The organism is Fibrella aquatilis (genome assembly GCF_017353255.1).
In the GTDB taxonomy this organism is placed as follows: Bacteria; Bacteroidota; Bacteroidia; order Cytophagales; family Spirosomataceae; genus Fibrella; species Fibrella aquatilis.
Window position 1 is genome coordinate 104749 of record NZ_JAFMYU010000021.1, and the last position, 15594, is coordinate 120342.

Below are 15594 nucleotides of genomic sequence, written 5' to 3' on the forward strand. Positions count from 1 at the left end.
TCAGGAGGTGGTCAGCTGCTCTGGCGACTTTGCGGCGCACTGCCTACTGCATACTGTTCTTCACTGCATACTGTAGTACTGTATTGGCGCAGGTGCCGACAGACGATGCGGGGGTGCACCGGTGTGCCAACCCGGAGGTAGAGGCGCAGTTGCAGCGGCGGTTTGGTGCCCGGGCGGGAGAACTGGTCCGGCTTAATCAGCTGGTGGCCGCGGCAGAAGCCGAACGCCTGACTAACCCCAGTGCCCGGCGTACAGCCGACGTGGTCTACCGCATTCCGGTGGTGGTGCACGTGGTGCATAGTACCGCCAACGGCACCATTGGCGGAGCAGGCAACAGCAACATTTCCGACGCGCAGATTTTATCGCAGATACGAGTGCTGAACGAAGATTACCGGAAACTTGCGGGTACGCCCGGTGGCGCATCGACCAACCCGCTGGCCGTGGATACGGGTATCGAATTTTTCCTGGCTACGCAGGATCCCGACGGTAAACCCTCTACGGGCATCACCCGGCACTACTATTCAGTCAAAAATTCATTCGATCTCTTTAACGACCTGTTCGAATTGTCGAACGTTGTGTATTGGCCTAGCAATCAGTATCTTAACATCTGGGTGTGTAATATCTCCAACCGGGGGTACCTGGGTTATGGGCAGTTTCCGAGTGCCGCCGATACATTGAAAGGACTGGGCCAAACCGACGAGAAGATTGACGGATTTGTAGTCGATCACCGGTATTTCGGTAGTCAGACGGGCACGGTGGTGAGTCAGTTGTATTGCTGCGGACGCACCGCCACCCACGAAATCGGCCATTGGCTGGGCCTGTTCCACCCCAACGGCGACTCGCGCTGTGGTGACGACTACGTGGCCGATACGCCCAAAATAGAAACCCTGAACCAGACCGACCGCTGCGAACCGATCTTTTCCACCTGTGTGGCAGGCCAGCGAACGCGCAACCTGATTGAAGACTACATGGACTACTCGCCTGACCAGTGCATGAATGTTTTCACCGGCGGGCAGCGCGACCGGATGCGGGCGGTATTGCAACTCAGCCCCCGTCGTCGACAGTTGATCCAGTCAACCACAGTGCTGGCTGCAGCTGAAAAACTAACCCTGACGACGTATCCGAATCCGATTTTTACTACCGCCACTGTCGATGTGCAATTTGCGGGTAATCAGTCGTTTACCGCCGAACTCTACGACGCAGCAGGCCGGTTACGGCAAGCGCAGAACTACGTAAGCACCCCCAGCCGCCGCATCACCGTCGATGCTACGACACTAACAACGGGCGTATACATCCTCCGCGTCGCCACCCCCACCGAACACACCTCGCAACGGCTGCTGGTAAAATAAAAATGGTTCAACCTTTAAGGTTTAAAGTCTAAGGTTGTAGTTGGCGTAGCTTCGCGCCAGAGCAATCCAGAACGCGAAGCTACGCCAACTACAACCTTAGACTTTAAACCTTAAACGTTGAACATTTCTCTATGACCGACGTATCTACCATTCACAACCCGGAAGACCTTGAGCATGCCTTTGCCATTCGGCGGGCTGTTTTTGTCCATGAGCAGTGCGTTTCGCCCGAAGATGAATACGACGAGTTTGAGGGTAGCAGCACCCATTTTCTGGTTCGGCTGGAAGGCAAACCCGTGGGCACGGCCCGGTGGCGGCGCACCAGCAAGGGCATCAAGCTAGAGCGGTTTGCGGTGCTGGCCGAGGCCCGTGGCAATGGTGTAGGTAAAGTCCTGGTGCAGGCCGTGCTCACCGACGTGTTCAACCAGCAACCCGAACCCATCGAGAGCATTTACCTACACGCCCAACTGTCGGCTATGCCGCTGTATGCCCATTTCGGCTTTTTGCCCGTCGGGCCACAGTTTGACGAGTGCGGCATTATGCACGTGAAAATGGTGCTGCCCAGCAAACGCATGGTCGATAACGCTGACCCCGCAAAGGCGTAGATAGCCATGCGGGGGTATCCATTTTTCCGCCATACCATTGCCCTGCTGGCCGGTATCTTTTTTGCCGAACGTTCCCCACAACTGATCTGGTGGCCGGTTGGTATAGGATTGCTAAGCGCGGTGGCGTATGGCTTTTTTATCTGGAAACACGAACGCCGCCCCATTAGGCCCCTGAGTCTGGCGCAGGGCCTGTTATTGCTGCTAATTTTTGCAGCACTGGGCAGCGGACTACACTACGCCAGCAACCCCACCCGCCACGCCGACCACATAGGCCACGCTCCCCAGCCGCCCGACGCCTACGAGGCCGTAGTAACAAACCTGCCCGAAGGCCGCGCCAAGACGTATAAGGTAGAACTCCAGATCAGACGCGGGCGCATTGGCGGTAGCTACCAGGCTATGAGTGGCCGTGTGATGGCCTATCTGGCCAAAGGCGATTCGCTAAAACCCACCCCCCTACCCCACTACGGAGACGTTTGGCTGGTATTGCGCCCGCCCCTCCCCGCCGACCCACCCCTGAACCCCGCCGAGTTTGACTACCGCCGTCACCTGGCGCACCGGGGCATCACCCATCAGCAGTACATCCTGCCCTGGCAACGGCGGGTGCTGGGCAACGACCCGCCTAACCCTCTCACCGCCCTGGCCTACCGGGTCAATGCCTGGGCCGACAGCCTGTTTACCCGCCGCATTGGCACCCGCGCCGAATACGGCATTGTGAACGCCATGCTGCTGGGCGTACGCGACGACCTCGACCAGCGTCAGTACGATGCCTACGCCGCCGCTGGGGCCGTCCATATTCTGTCGGTGTCGGGGCTGCATGTGGGCATTTTGTTTGTCATTATGACCTGGTTCATCAGGCGGGTGGCCCCCAAACAGGCAAACCGCTGGTGGGTTGTGCTGCTGAAGATCAGTGTATTGTGGTTTTTCGCGCTAATGACGGGCTTCTCGTCGCCCATTCTGCGGTCGGCACTGATGTTCACCTTTTTGCTAACGGCGGGGGTGGCTAATCGGAGTTTAAGCTTGCTGAACACGCTGGCAGCGTCGGCGTTTCTTATCCTCTGTTACGACCCTAACGCGGCTTTTTCGCAGGGATTTCAGCTGTCGTACCTGGCCGTGCTGGGCATTGGCGCCTGGGTGCCCGACGTGATGCAACGGTATCGGAATAAGAACAAGCTGACTACCAAACTCTGGGAGCTGACGGTGGTGGCCCTTATGGCGCAGTTATTCACGTTTCCACTGGCGATATATTACTTCCATACCTTCCCCACCTATTTTTTGCTGGCCAACCCCGTGGTCATGGGCCTTTCAACGGTGCTGGTGCCGCTGGCGTTGGTCACGTTTACGCTGGGCTGGATTCCCTACCTCGGCGACGGGCTGGGCTGGCTGCTGCGCGGGGTGGCCTGGGCACTCAACCAATCGGTAGAGTGGCTTGCCGACTGGCCGGGTGCGGTCTGGGACGGGCTTTGGCTGTCGGAAGCAGGGCTGGTGCTGCTGTACCTCATCCTGGGGGCCGTTGGCATGGTGGCCTTGACCCGGCAACGCTTTTTCGTACACACCACGGCCGTGCTGGCACTGCTACTAACCGCATTGACGGTGTTTGAGATTGCCCAACAGGACAGGCAACGGCGACTGACGGTGCATTTCATGCCACGCAAAACGGCGGTAAGCCTGACCCTGGGCCACCAAACCACGGTGCTCACCGACGCAGACTGGCAAACCGACCCCCGCCAATACAACTTCAACCTGAAAAATACCTTCGGCGAGTGGGGCGTCCGGCGGGTGGCTGTGGGCAACCTGATGACCGACACCGTGGCCGTGCTCCCCACCTACTGGCACAACCCCGACATGTCGCTGGTGGTGTGGCAGGGACGCAGCTTGCTATTAATCAATCGGTTATCTAACTACCGCCGCTGGCAGCTTCCCGCCCTGATCGACTATGTATTGGTGCGCCGCAATGCCCTGCGTTCGTGGGATCAGCTAGCCAACCGGCTCGTGGCGCGGCAGTATATCTTCGACGATTCAAACGAACCCGTTCGCACAGACAGCCTGCTGGCACAGGCCGGGCGGCGGGGCATTGCGTGCCACTCCATTAGACAGATGGGGCAGTTCCGGGCAGAGTGGTGACGTTTAAAGGGAACCGCAGCGGCGGACCGTACGGATTGAGCGGATTTTTCTTTTTGCTGAATCTGATTCTGTCGAAATCCGTTTTCTTATTAATGCTACTTTGAAAAGCTATATGACCAACAATCCATTGCTTCAGCCGTTTCAGACACCCCACGAAACGGCTCCCTTTCACCTCATCAAGAACGAACATTATCTGCCTGCTATTCAGGCTGGTATTGACGCTGGGCGGCAGGAAATCGATGCCATCGTGGCCAATCCCGATGCCCCTACGTTTGCCAATACCGTGGTGGTGCTGGAGCGCAGCGGCGACCTGCTAAGCCGGGCCACGTCGGTGCTGTTCAACCTCAACGCCGCCGAAACCAGCCCCGAGATGCAGCGTATTGTGAAGGAGGCCTCACCCCTGCTGACCGAATATGGCAACGATATCACGCTGAACGACAGGCTGTTTGCTCGTATAAAAGCCGTATATGACCAGCGCGTGAGCCTGAATCTGGACACCGAAAGCGCCATGTTGCTGGAAAAAACGTACAAGCGGTTTGCCCGCAACGGAGCCAACCTGAACGACGCCGATAAAGAAAAGCTGCGAGCCATTGACAAAGAACTGTCGCAACTGTCGCTGCAATTTGGTGAGAACGTACTGGCCGAAACCAACGAGTACGTGATGACCGTAACCGACGAGGCTGACCTGAGCGGCCTGCCCGATTTTGTGCTGGAGGCCGCCAAAAAGACCGCCGACGAAAAAGGCCTGACGGGCTGGGCATTCACGTTGCAGGCACCCAGCTACGGACCGTTTATGCAGTATGCCGACAACCGGACCCTGCGCGAAACACTCTACCGGGCCTATAACGGACGCGGCTTTGGCAGTAACGCCACCGACAATCAGGCCAACATTGAGCGGATGGTGCAGTTGCGCTACGACCGCGCCAACCTGCTGGGCTACCAGACCCACGCCGATTTTGTATTGGAAGAAAGCATGGCCGGGTCAAGCCAGAAAGTGACCTCGTTTCTGGATGAGCTGGTGCAATATGCCCGTCCCGCCGCCGAACGCCAACTGGCCGAGCTAACCAGTTTTGCTAAATCCTGTGGCTTCACCGGCGACCAGATTGAGCAGTGGGACTACAGCTACTACGCCGACAAGCTGAAAAAGCAGCAACTCGACCTCGACGATGAGATGTTGAAGCCCTATTTTAAGCTCGACAACGTGGTAGAAGGCGTTTTTGCGGTAGCCAACAAGCTCTTTGGCATCACCGTTAGTGAGAATAAAGATATACCAGTGTATAACCCGGAGGTGAAGGCTTATGAGGTGTTCGACCAGAACGGGCAGTTTCTGGCGGTCTTCTACGGCGACTATTTCCCCCGCCCCGGCAAGCGTAGTGGTGCCTGGATGAACGACGTGCAGGGTCAGCGAATCGTAAACGGTGTAAACCTCCGTCCGCATATTGTCAACGTCTGTAACTTCACCCGCCCTACCGACACAAAGCCTTCATTACTAACTTTCTATGAGGTCACCACGCTCTTTCACGAGTTTGGCCATGCCCTGCATGGGATGCTGGCTAACGGGCAGTATGAGAGCTTGAGCGGCACCAACGTTCCCCGCGATTTTGTGGAACTCCCCTCGCAGGTAATGGAAAACTGGTGCTATGCGCCTGAAGCCCTGCACCTGTTTGCCAAACATTACCTTACTGGTGAGGTAATTCCGCAGACACTGGTAGACAAAATCCGGGCGAGTCAGAATTTCATGGCGGGCATTGCCACCCTGCGCCAACTGCGTTTCGGCATTACAGATATGTATTTCCACGACCGCCAACCCACCGGCGAGAGCGTGACGGAAATAGAAAGCCACGTCGACGCGCTGGTGAACCTGTTCCCTCAGGTGCAGGGTACATCGTTCAGCACAGCCTTCTCGCACATCTTTGCGGGGGGGTATTCAGCGGGGTATTACAGCTATAAGTGGAGTGAGGTGCTGGACGCCGATGCCTTCGAGTTTTTCCAGGAAAAAGGCGGGCTGAATGCCAAAGAGGTAGCGCAAAAGTTTCGACAGAACGTGCTCGAAAGAGGCGGCAGCGAAAAACCGATGGAACTCTACAAGAAGTTCCGGGGCCGCGAACCATCCCCCAAAGCCATGCTCCGTCGTAGCGGACTGACCTTGTAGGCGCGTGTACTCTAGTGGACCCATTTTTAGAAAATGGGTCCACGCCGAAAACTGGCACTACCGGCGTGGGCGGAATGCGCTTACTTTTGTTTTATGAAGAAGCTATTCCCCCTCCTACTCCTCTGTCTGCTTGCCCAACTGACGGTGGCCCAAACACCGGGCATCAGCCGCGTTGACCCAACCAACTGGTGGGTGGGTATGAAAAACAAGTCTCTGCAACTGCTAGTCTACGGCCCCAATGCCGGTACGCTTACCTACACCATCAGTTACCCCGGTGTGAAGCTGGTGAAGGCGCATACTGTAGAAAATAAGAACTATGCCTTTCTGGATCTGACCATTGCACCCGGCACAAAAGCAGGCTCCTTCGAATTGATTGGTCGCAATGGCAGCACCGTGATTAAACGGAACTATGAACTGAAAGCCCGCGACAATCAGCCTAAAGGACAGGGCCTGACTACTGCCGACTTTATCTACCTGCTTATGCCCGACCGGTTTAGCAACGCCGACCCCAGCAATGACCAGTTTGCCGATATGGCCGACAAAGAAGCCCGCCGCGACAGTGCATTCCTGCGCCACGGTGGCGACCTGAAAGGCGTTGAAAACCACCTCGACTACCTCAAAGAACTGGGCGTAACTGCCCTCTGGATGACCCCCGTGCTGGAAAACAACCAGCCTCAGACCAACGAAGGTGGTGCCATGCGGTCGGCCTACCACGGCTATGGATTTACAGACCAATATGCAGTGGATAAGCGCTTGGGCGGAAATGAAGCGTATAAAGCCCTGTCGAAAAAACTTCATGCCGAGGGTATGCGGCTGGTGCAGGATGCGGTCTATAACCACGTGGGCATCAACCACTGGATACTGAAAGACATGCCGTTTAAAGACTGGCTCCATCAGTGGCCCACCTACACCAATACGTCCTACAAATACCAGCCCATCACCGACCCGCATTCGGCCGCCATTGACCGCAAAGTGACCCTCGACGGTTGGTTTGTACCCTTCCTGCCCGACCTGAACCAGCAAAACCCGTTTGTGGCCAACTACCTGATTCAGAACGCGATCTGGAATACCGAGACCTTTGCCGTAGATGCCTGGCGGATTGATACGTATATGTATAACGACCAGCCGTTTATGAACCGCTGCAACGCCGCCCTGCAAGCCGAGTATCCTAAGATGCTCACCTTCGGCGAATCATGGGTAAACAACACCGTCGATCAGGCCTATTATACCCGCAACAAGATTAACTTCCCCTTTAAGTCGAACCAGACCGGTGGGCTTGACTTTGTCTTGTATTCGGCCCTGCTCGAAGGCGCGAAAGACACCACCTCGGGTTGGGACAATGGTGCCAACCGTCCGTATGCCGTGCTGGCGCAGGATGCCGTCTACGAAAACCCCAATACGCTGGTAACCTTTCTGGAAAACCACGACACCGACCGGTTCTTTTCGGTCGTGGGCGAGGATATCAGCAAGTATAAAATGGCGGCCACGTGGCTGCTTACCATGCGTGGTATTCCACACTGGTACTATGGCACTGAGGTTCTGATGAAGAACTTCAAAGACCCATCGGATGCCGAAGTACGACGCGATTTTCCGGGCGGTTTTCCGGGTGATGCGGCCAATAAGTTTACGGCTGGGGGCCGCAACAAAGCCGAGAACGACGCGTTCAACTTCGTAAAGGCGTTGGCCAATTACCGCAAAAACACACCCGCGCTCCATTCGGGCAAGATGATGCAGTATCTGCCCCAAAAAGGCACCTATGTCTATTTCCGCTATACCGACAACGCCACAGTAATGGTGGCCACCAACCAGAACAATACGCCTATCGGTCTTGACATGGCCCGTTTTTCGGAACGCACCCAGGGCTTCACCAAAGCTAAAAACGTGCTGACGGGCGAAGTAATCACTGATCTGAAGCTGGTACAACTACCTGCCCAGACCGCGCTGGTGCTGGAGTTACAGTAAATCACAGTAAACCTATAAGCGGTCCGCCGCTGCGGGTTGAAGGAAACCTTATGGGTTGCATCAGCGTAGCTTACACCAACTCAACCTATGAGGGTTCCTTCAACCCACAGTGGCGGACCGCTTATAGGTTTGGTTTCAGCCTTATCCAATGCCATATATAATCTCCCTATTACTCCTGTTATCCATCACGGTTCAGGCGCAATCGCTTAAAACACTGATCGTTACGGCTCACCCCGACGATGAGACCATGTTTCCCGTTACGGTGTTCAAACTGGTGCGTGAACTCGGTGGCTCGGCTGACCTGGCCCTCGTCACAGATGGGTCGGGTGGGTTCAATGGCATGGTGGCGTCGAAATATTACGGCATGAACCTGCTTGATTCTACGGTGGGGCGGCGGGCCTTGCCGGCCATTCGGAAGAAAGAACTGATGAAGGCGGGCGAGGTTATGGGCATCACCAACTTCTACTTCTTCGACCATGTCGACGACGCCTACTCCACCGACCCATCTGCCTACCTGGGTGGCCGCCGGTGGAACCTGGAGTTGGTCAATCAGCAACTCGATGAGGTGTTGAACAAAGGCCGTTATGACCTGGTGTTATGCCTGGTGCCCTCTGCTGAACAGCACGCCCACCACAAAGCCGCAACGATTCTGGCGCTTCGGGCGGTGGCGCGGCTACAGGGGCGCAAGCCCATTGTGCTGGCGGGGCGCACCCTCAGCCGCACCACCACCTTTTCCTTCTCCGAACTGCCCGGCTACCCCGAAACAAAGGTGCTGCCCAGCGCAACCGTCTACGAAGTCGACGTGTCGCACACGTTTGGCGAGGGGGGTAAGCACAGCTATCAGATCGTGGCCGACTGGGTGAAGGCGGAGCACAAATCGCAGAGCGGCGACATGAACGTGGCCATGCACCGCGGCGACGTAGAGGCTTTCTACTACTTCGCCCAAAATGGCCCCGCAGGCCTCGAAACCATCAAAAAACTATTCTCTGCTTTAAAGGCGGGGGGGTATTAAATGAAGACGCTGGCTGTTAGACGCTGGGTATTGGACAGTATCTAATCCAGTGTCCAACGTCCAATGTCCTATTTCCTATGATCAACGCATTTCTCTTTGACCTCGACGGCGTGCTGGTCGACACGGCCGTGTTTCATTACCAGGCGTGGCGGCGGATGGCCAATTCGCTGGGGTTCGATTTTACGCATGAGTTCAACGAAACCCTCAAAGGCATCAGCCGCATGGATTCACTCGACCGGATTCTGGCGCTGGGTGGTGTGACGCTGTCCGACGAAAAAAAGCTGGAACTGGCCGCGCAGAAAAACGAGTGGTACCTCGAACTGGTGAGCCAAATGACGCCCGACGATATCCTGCCCGGCGCGCTGGGCTTTCTGGAACAAACCAAACGCGCCGGAATCCGGGTAGCCCTAGGTTCTGTCTCCAAAAATGCGCCGCTGATTCTGGAGCGCGTGGGCATCACGCACCTGTTCGACGCCCTCATCGACGGCTCGAAGATCACCAACAGCAAGCCCGACCCGGAAGTATTTTTGAAAGGAGCCGCCGAACTGAATGTCGCCCCTGCCGAATGCATCGTGTTTGAAGATGCCGTGGCGGGCGTCGAAGCCGCTAAACGCGGCGGTATGTTTGCCGTGGGCATCGGCACCCCCGATGTGCTGACCGAGGCCGATTTGGTCGTGCCCAACCTCGAACACCTCACCATTCCCGAACTCCGCGCCGCCGTTGACCGGGCGCAGGGACTGGGCTACTAGTCCCTTGGCAGTAGGTGGGTATCTTTACAAAAACGACAAACAATCATGGCTTTTATACTATATAAAACGCTCGGTGATGTATTGAAGGCATACTCTATTCGGTATGAAGAGGACAGGCTGCCAACTGAGCGAAATACGTGGCCAGCACCACCAGAACTTCATGAAGAAATTACTTTCAACAGAACAGAGATTGCTTACAATGCCTCCGATGCAGCAATGTGTGAGAATGTGATCTACCCCATCCTGCGGGCTGTTTGGAAACCATATCGTCAAACGTTTGCAATTTGGAGTCATAAGCCAATTGAACTCAACGATGAACTGTCAGGTGTGCCTGATTACATCTTTGCCCGCAAATCGGTATTGGGCAAAGTCGTGTTTGACACGCCCTACGTAGCTGTTGTCGAGGCCAAAAAAGATGATTTTACAATGGGATGGGCGCAATGCGCCCTGGAAATGTATACTATTCAGCAGTTAAACCAGGACGGAAACCCTGTATATGGCATTGTCTCGAACGGTGATCTCTGGGAGATCGGCGTACTATATCCACATAGACTGGTACTATACAAAGACACCTTGTCTTGCGATGATCTGAATGGACTTTTCAGCGCCCTTACCTACGTGCTTGAAACCTGCAAGCGTATTTACAACCTATGAACTGATTGGGGATTTCGGGTTTTGGATTTCGGATTGGCTCATGCGTCAGCAATCAATCCGAAATCCGAAATCCGAAATCCGAAATCCTTATGAAGCACTACCTCACAAACGACCCCTGGTGTGTGGTCGAAGACGGGTTTCACCCGCAGTATAATGAAGTAACCGAAAGCCTCATGAGCCTTGGCAATGGCCGACTGGGCGGGCGCGGTAACTTCGAAGAAAAATTCACGGGCAAAACCCTGCCCGGCAACTACGTAGCGGGCGTGTATTACCCCGACAAAACCCGCGTGGGCTGGTGGAAAAACGGCTACCCCGACTACTTCGCCAAGGTGCTCAACGCTGCCAACTGGATCGGCATCGATGTAGACGTGGAGTACGAATCGCTCGACCTGAATACCTGCGAGGTGCGCGATTTTCGGCGGGTGCTCAACATGCAGGAGGGCTATCTGGAGCGGTCATTTGTGGCGGTGCTAAAGAGTGGCAAAGAGCTGAACGTCAACGCCAAACGGTTTTGTTCTATCGTAGATGATGAAGCCGGGGCCATCCGCTACAGCATCACCCCGCTTAACTTCGACGCCAAGATCACCATTACGCCCTACATCGACGGGGCGATTCGCAACAAAGACGCCAACTACGACGAAACCTTCTGGGACGAGGTGCGCAAAGAAACCGCTTACGGCGAGGCGTACATTGAACTACGTACCCGCAAAACCGGCTTCCATGTCGTGACCGGCATGTGCGTGGAGGTAGAGCAGAACGGGGCCAAATTCGACTACCAGTCGCAGCCCATCAAGTACGAGAAGTACGTGGCCAACCGCCTGACCCTCGACTGCCGGAAGGGTGAAGAAACGGTCATCTACAAGTATGCCGTAAACCTGTCGTCGCTCAATTATGATTCCGATGAGCTGTTGAAAGCGGCGCACCAGTATATTCAGCGGATTTCGCGGAAAGGGTTCGACAAAATGCTGTTCGAACAACAGCAGGCCTGGGCCGACAAGTGGAAAATGAACGACATCACCATTGATGGCGATATTGCCGCGCAGCAGGGTATCCGGTTCAACATTTTCCAGCTTAATCAGACCTATACCGGTGAAGATGAACGGCTTAACATTGGCCCAAAGGGCTTCACCGGCGAAAAATACGGCGGCTCTACCTACTGGGATACCGAGGCGTACTGCTTGCCGTTTTACCTGGCCACCGCCGACCAGAAAGTGGCGCGTAACCTGCTCATTTACCGGTATAAGCAGTTGGGTAAGGCCATCGAAAACGCGCAGAAACTGGGCTTCCGGGCCGGGGCGGCGCTGTACCCGATGGTGACCATGAACGGCGAAGAATGCCACAACGAGTGGGAGATCACCTTTGAGGAAATCCACCGCAACGGGGCCATCGCCTACGCCATCTATGACTACGTGCGTTACACCGGCGACGAAGCCTACCTGGCTGAGTACGGACTGGAGGTGCTCGTGGCCATCAGCCGGTTCTGGAGTCAGCGCGTGAACTGGTCGGAAGCCAAAGGGCAGTATGTGATGCTGGGCGTGACGGGGCCGAACGAGTACGAAAACAACGTCAACAACAACTGGTACACCAATTACATCGCCGCCTGGACCCTGCGCTACACCATGCAGGCCGTGGCCATCGTGAAGCGCATCAACCCCGATGCCTTCGCCGATCTGGCCGACCGTATCCATTTCCGCGAGGAAAAGGAGATCACTAAAGCAAAGGACATCGTCGAGAAAATGCACTACCCTTTTGACGACACACGGCAGGTGTTTTTGCAGCAAAGCGACTTTCTCGACAAAGACATCATGCCCGTGTCGGAGATTCCCAAAGGGCAGCGGCCGCTAAACCAAAACTGGTCGTGGGACCGGATTTTGCGTTCGTGCTTTATCAAACAGGCCGACGTCTTGCAGGGGCTGTACTTCTTCGAAGACGAGTTCGACACCGACACCCTCAAGCGCAACTTCGATTTCTACGAACCCATGACCGTACATGAGTCGTCATTGTCGCCCTGCGTACATAGTATTCAGGCATCAAAGCTGGGCATGAAAGCCAAGGCCTACGAGATGTACCTCCGCACCGCCCGCCTCGACCTGGATGACTACAACAACGACACCGAAGACGGCTGCCACATCACAAGTATGGCCGGTACGTGGCTTGCCGTAGTGCAGGGGTTCGGGGGTATGCGCGTCACGGCCGAGGGCCTGAGCCTGGCCCCCTACTGCCCCGACGGCTGGACTTCCTTCGCTTTCAAAATCCGTTTCCAGGGGGCACTCTTGCAGGTTACCACCACGCAAACGGGCGTCACGGTGGAAAACTTCTCCGCCCAATCCCTCACCCTTCAGGTACTTGGCAAGGCCGTAACAGTAAGTGCCAACGGCAAGCAGGAGGTTGCGGTAGAAGCGTAATAAGCAAGCTGAGTCTACTCTAGCCGGCAAAGCCAGTTGACTGGCTTTGCCGGCTTTTTTTGCGTCTTCATGTACGCCCATTGTCCCGGTTAAAAGGTTATTAGACACATCTACATTGTGGACGGTTTATTCAGTTACATTTGTATTTAAATACTAACTGCTTTATCATCAACGCTTTATGAAAGCTCTTCTGGTCAGCCTGTGTGTGCTGTATGGTGTGCCTACACTGGCACAAGGCTACAAACCATTTAAAGTAAATGTGTCCGTTGGCTATGGTGTCCAGCCAGTTGCGGGTGCAAGGGGCGGCATGCTGGTTAGTATCGAGCCTCGCTACAGCCTTACTAACCAGTTCGAATTGGGCGTTCGGCTGGGAAGCGTGTTTCCTGCGCAATCAGTCCCCGCTACCGTATATCAAACAGATCGATATACCGACACCCCAGTAGTGTCGGCGCTGGCAACGGCTAATTTCTGGCTTACGCCGGGTCGGGTCCGCCCCTATGTGGGCATCGGGTTAGGTAGTTATTGGGCCACCACCTCTACATACAAGGCAGAACTGCTCCCCAGCGGTGGCGCGTCGGTGACCAGCATCGGGCGGAGCGTGAGCAAGCCAGGAGGTATGGTACGGGTGGGGGTAAAAACAGGACATGTGCATCTGGCAGCCGAATATAACTTGGTGGGGAGCACTGCGCAGCAAGACCCCGATTATCGCGATTCAGCTATTCTGGGTTACCTAAATGGACAACCGCTATACAACAACACCACTAAGGTCATTAACTGGACTACGCCCAACGCCTATTTTGGCGCACACGTTGGCATCGATATTGGTGGCGGAAGCCGATAACATGGGGGTTGCCAGTCATTTCACCAGCTTATACATCATGCCGTCGGACTTGGTGAACACATACAGTTCACCAGCGGCATCCTGCCCAAGCCGTAGGTCTATTTTATTTTCGTTGGTCAGCTCTTTTAACGTTGTTTTTTGGCCGTTTAACACCAACTGACACTCATGAATAGTGGCTTGCTTACCTTCTGAAATGTCTTTTACGTTTACGTAAAAAACACGACCCCGTACAATTTCGCCAAAAACATAACTGCCTTTCAATTGTGGCACTTGATTTCCAGTGTATTCATAGCCACCCATAATAGCGTTTCCTTCGTCGTGATCGAATTGTATTACCGGATAAGAATACCCCAGTGATTTATCGGTTTTAGGCAAAGGCATTACCCGATTTACGGAGGTGCTGACATCAACCATAAAGGTGCCTTCGCGGTCGGGCCAGCCGTGATTTTTTCCGGGTTTTACTACGTAAATCGATTCTATTTGTCGCTGCCCAATGTTGGAGACCAGCATTCGGCCATCGCGCAGCCAGGTAATCCGGTTGGGGTTACGAAATCCTTCGGCATATACTTCGTCCAAACCATCTTTGTTTACAAACGGGTTGGTGGCCGGAATGCCGTATTGCCCGTTTTTACTTGTCCGTTCGGTTGGGTTTATGCGCAGCACCTTGCCCCAGACCGAGTTTTTATTTCGGGCAATAAACGGGTAGCCCTGCTCTACCGCGCCACCGTCGCCCATGCCGATGTAAAGCAGCCCGTAGTCAGCGTCGGTAGGTTTGGCATAGGGATTAAAGGTGATGTCCTGCATTCCGTGAATTTGCGTCACCACGTTGATACGGAGCAATTCGCGGGGCTTTCCGGTAAGCTGCCTTGCCCCAGCATTATCGACAACCCACTCATTAACAACCCATTGCAATTTGACAGGTATACTATCGGCGTAGGCGAAGTCAGCGTTGGAGGTGTTGGCGGGTTCGGTATGCGTGGTGTAGAAAAGCCGGTTAGTGGCAAAATCGGGGTGAAAGGCAAAGCTGCCCAAACCAGTGGCCAAACCGGGGTTGTTGGTGAACCGGCTGAAGTACGTCCGGGCATCGAAGTACACCGTGGCCTCATTGGCTGCCGACAGGATGTAGAGCGGCCCCTGCAAATCGGCCACCATCGTTTCTTTAGTAATGGGATGCACCCCCATTTTATTAATTCGGGTGCGGGGCTGCGTAGCGTTTGTAAACGGAAACTGAAGCACTCTCTGAATGCTCACGTCCATTGTTGGCGGCCCAATCGGTTCAGGTATGGGATTTTCCAAACCAGCCGGTCCGGTTGAAGCCATAGTGACAGGCGCAGGCTTTACTAACAGGTAGGCCACCAGTTCGTTAATTGCTTTGTCGCCCAGGTGCGTAAACGCCGGCATTACGGTGCCAAACTTTTTATATTTATCAACAGCCCGCGCGTGGCGGGCATCGATCATGGCTTTCGGATTTTTAATAAAATCAACTAGATAACGTTCGTCTACGTTTCCTTTTAATCCGCCCAATTGTGGTCCAATACCATCCTGTTTAAAATTATGGCACCCGGCACAATTTTTTTCAAACAATTGACTGGCAGCCGTATCAGTTTGCGCTAACACACTCGTATAATTTACGAGCAAAAAAATAAAACTAACGAGGGTATGCCAACGCAAATAGCAGGTAAGGAAAAATAAATTCATATAGGTAACTGATTAATGAAAATAGCCTAGAGCCCGCATTCCAATCTAC

At 54.7% G+C, this 15594-nt stretch carries 11 protein-coding genes; 10 read left to right on the forward strand and 1 reads right to left on the reverse strand.

Annotated features, from left to right (window positions below; genetic code table 11):
- Nucleotides 1–92 precede the first annotated feature (92 nt).
- From J2I48_RS21785 to J2I48_RS21830, 10 genes are all read left to right on the forward strand, one after another.
- Complete coding sequence (locus J2I48_RS21785) at nucleotides 93–1349, forward strand: M43 family zinc metalloprotease (protein ID WP_207337612.1); 1257 nt, start codon at nucleotides 93–95, stop codon at nucleotides 1347–1349.
- 131 nt (nucleotides 1350–1480) lie between these two features.
- Nucleotides 1481–1951, forward strand: a complete 471-nt coding sequence (locus J2I48_RS21790) for a GNAT family N-acetyltransferase (protein ID WP_207337613.1) — start codon at nucleotides 1481–1483, stop codon at nucleotides 1949–1951.
- Between the two features lie 6 nt (nucleotides 1952–1957).
- Nucleotides 1958–4072 (forward strand): ComEC/Rec2 family competence protein, encoded by a 2115-nt coding sequence (locus tag J2I48_RS21795; protein ID WP_207337614.1) that lies wholly within the window; start codon nucleotides 1958–1960, stop codon nucleotides 4070–4072.
- Nucleotides 4073–4184: 112 nt separating this feature from the next.
- A complete protein-coding gene (locus J2I48_RS21800) occupies nucleotides 4185–6224 on the forward strand; it encodes a M3 family metallopeptidase (RefSeq protein ID WP_207337615.1) in 2040 nt (679 codons plus the stop codon).
- Between the two features lie 93 nt (nucleotides 6225–6317).
- Nucleotides 6318–8186 (forward strand): glycoside hydrolase family 13 protein, encoded by a 1869-nt coding sequence (locus tag J2I48_RS21805; RefSeq protein ID WP_207337616.1) that lies wholly within the window; start codon nucleotides 6318–6320, stop codon nucleotides 8184–8186.
- 148 nt (nucleotides 8187–8334) lie between these two features.
- Entirely contained in the window at nucleotides 8335–9198 is an 864-nt protein-coding gene (locus J2I48_RS21810) for a PIG-L family deacetylase (RefSeq protein WP_207337617.1), read from the forward strand.
- Nucleotides 9199–9275: 77 nt separating this feature from the next.
- A complete protein-coding gene (gene pgmB, locus J2I48_RS21815) occupies nucleotides 9276–9947 on the forward strand; it encodes a beta-phosphoglucomutase (RefSeq protein ID WP_207337618.1) in 672 nt (223 codons plus the stop codon).
- Between the two features lie 45 nt (nucleotides 9948–9992).
- The gene (locus J2I48_RS21820; protein ID WP_207337619.1) at nucleotides 9993–10601 is read left to right on the forward strand and encodes a hypothetical protein; all 609 of its coding nucleotides are present in this window, start codon (nucleotides 9993–9995) and stop codon (nucleotides 10599–10601) included.
- 89 nt (nucleotides 10602–10690) lie between these two features.
- Nucleotides 10691–13006 (forward strand): glycoside hydrolase family 65 protein, encoded by a 2316-nt coding sequence (locus J2I48_RS21825; protein WP_207337620.1) that lies wholly within the window; start codon nucleotides 10691–10693, stop codon nucleotides 13004–13006.
- Between the two features lie 178 nt (nucleotides 13007–13184).
- Nucleotides 13185–13847: a hypothetical protein gene (locus J2I48_RS21830; RefSeq protein WP_207337621.1), complete on the forward strand. Its 663-nt coding sequence runs from the start codon at nucleotides 13185–13187 to the stop codon at nucleotides 13845–13847.
- A 15-nt stretch (nucleotides 13848–13862) separates the two neighbouring features.
- On the opposite strand, the gene J2I48_RS21835 is transcribed toward J2I48_RS21830, so the two are convergent.
- Nucleotides 13863–15545: a PQQ-dependent sugar dehydrogenase gene (locus tag J2I48_RS21835; RefSeq protein ID WP_207337622.1), complete on the reverse strand. Its 1683-nt coding sequence runs from the start codon at nucleotides 15543–15545 to the stop codon at nucleotides 13863–13865.
- Nucleotides 15546–15594 lie beyond the last annotated feature (49 nt).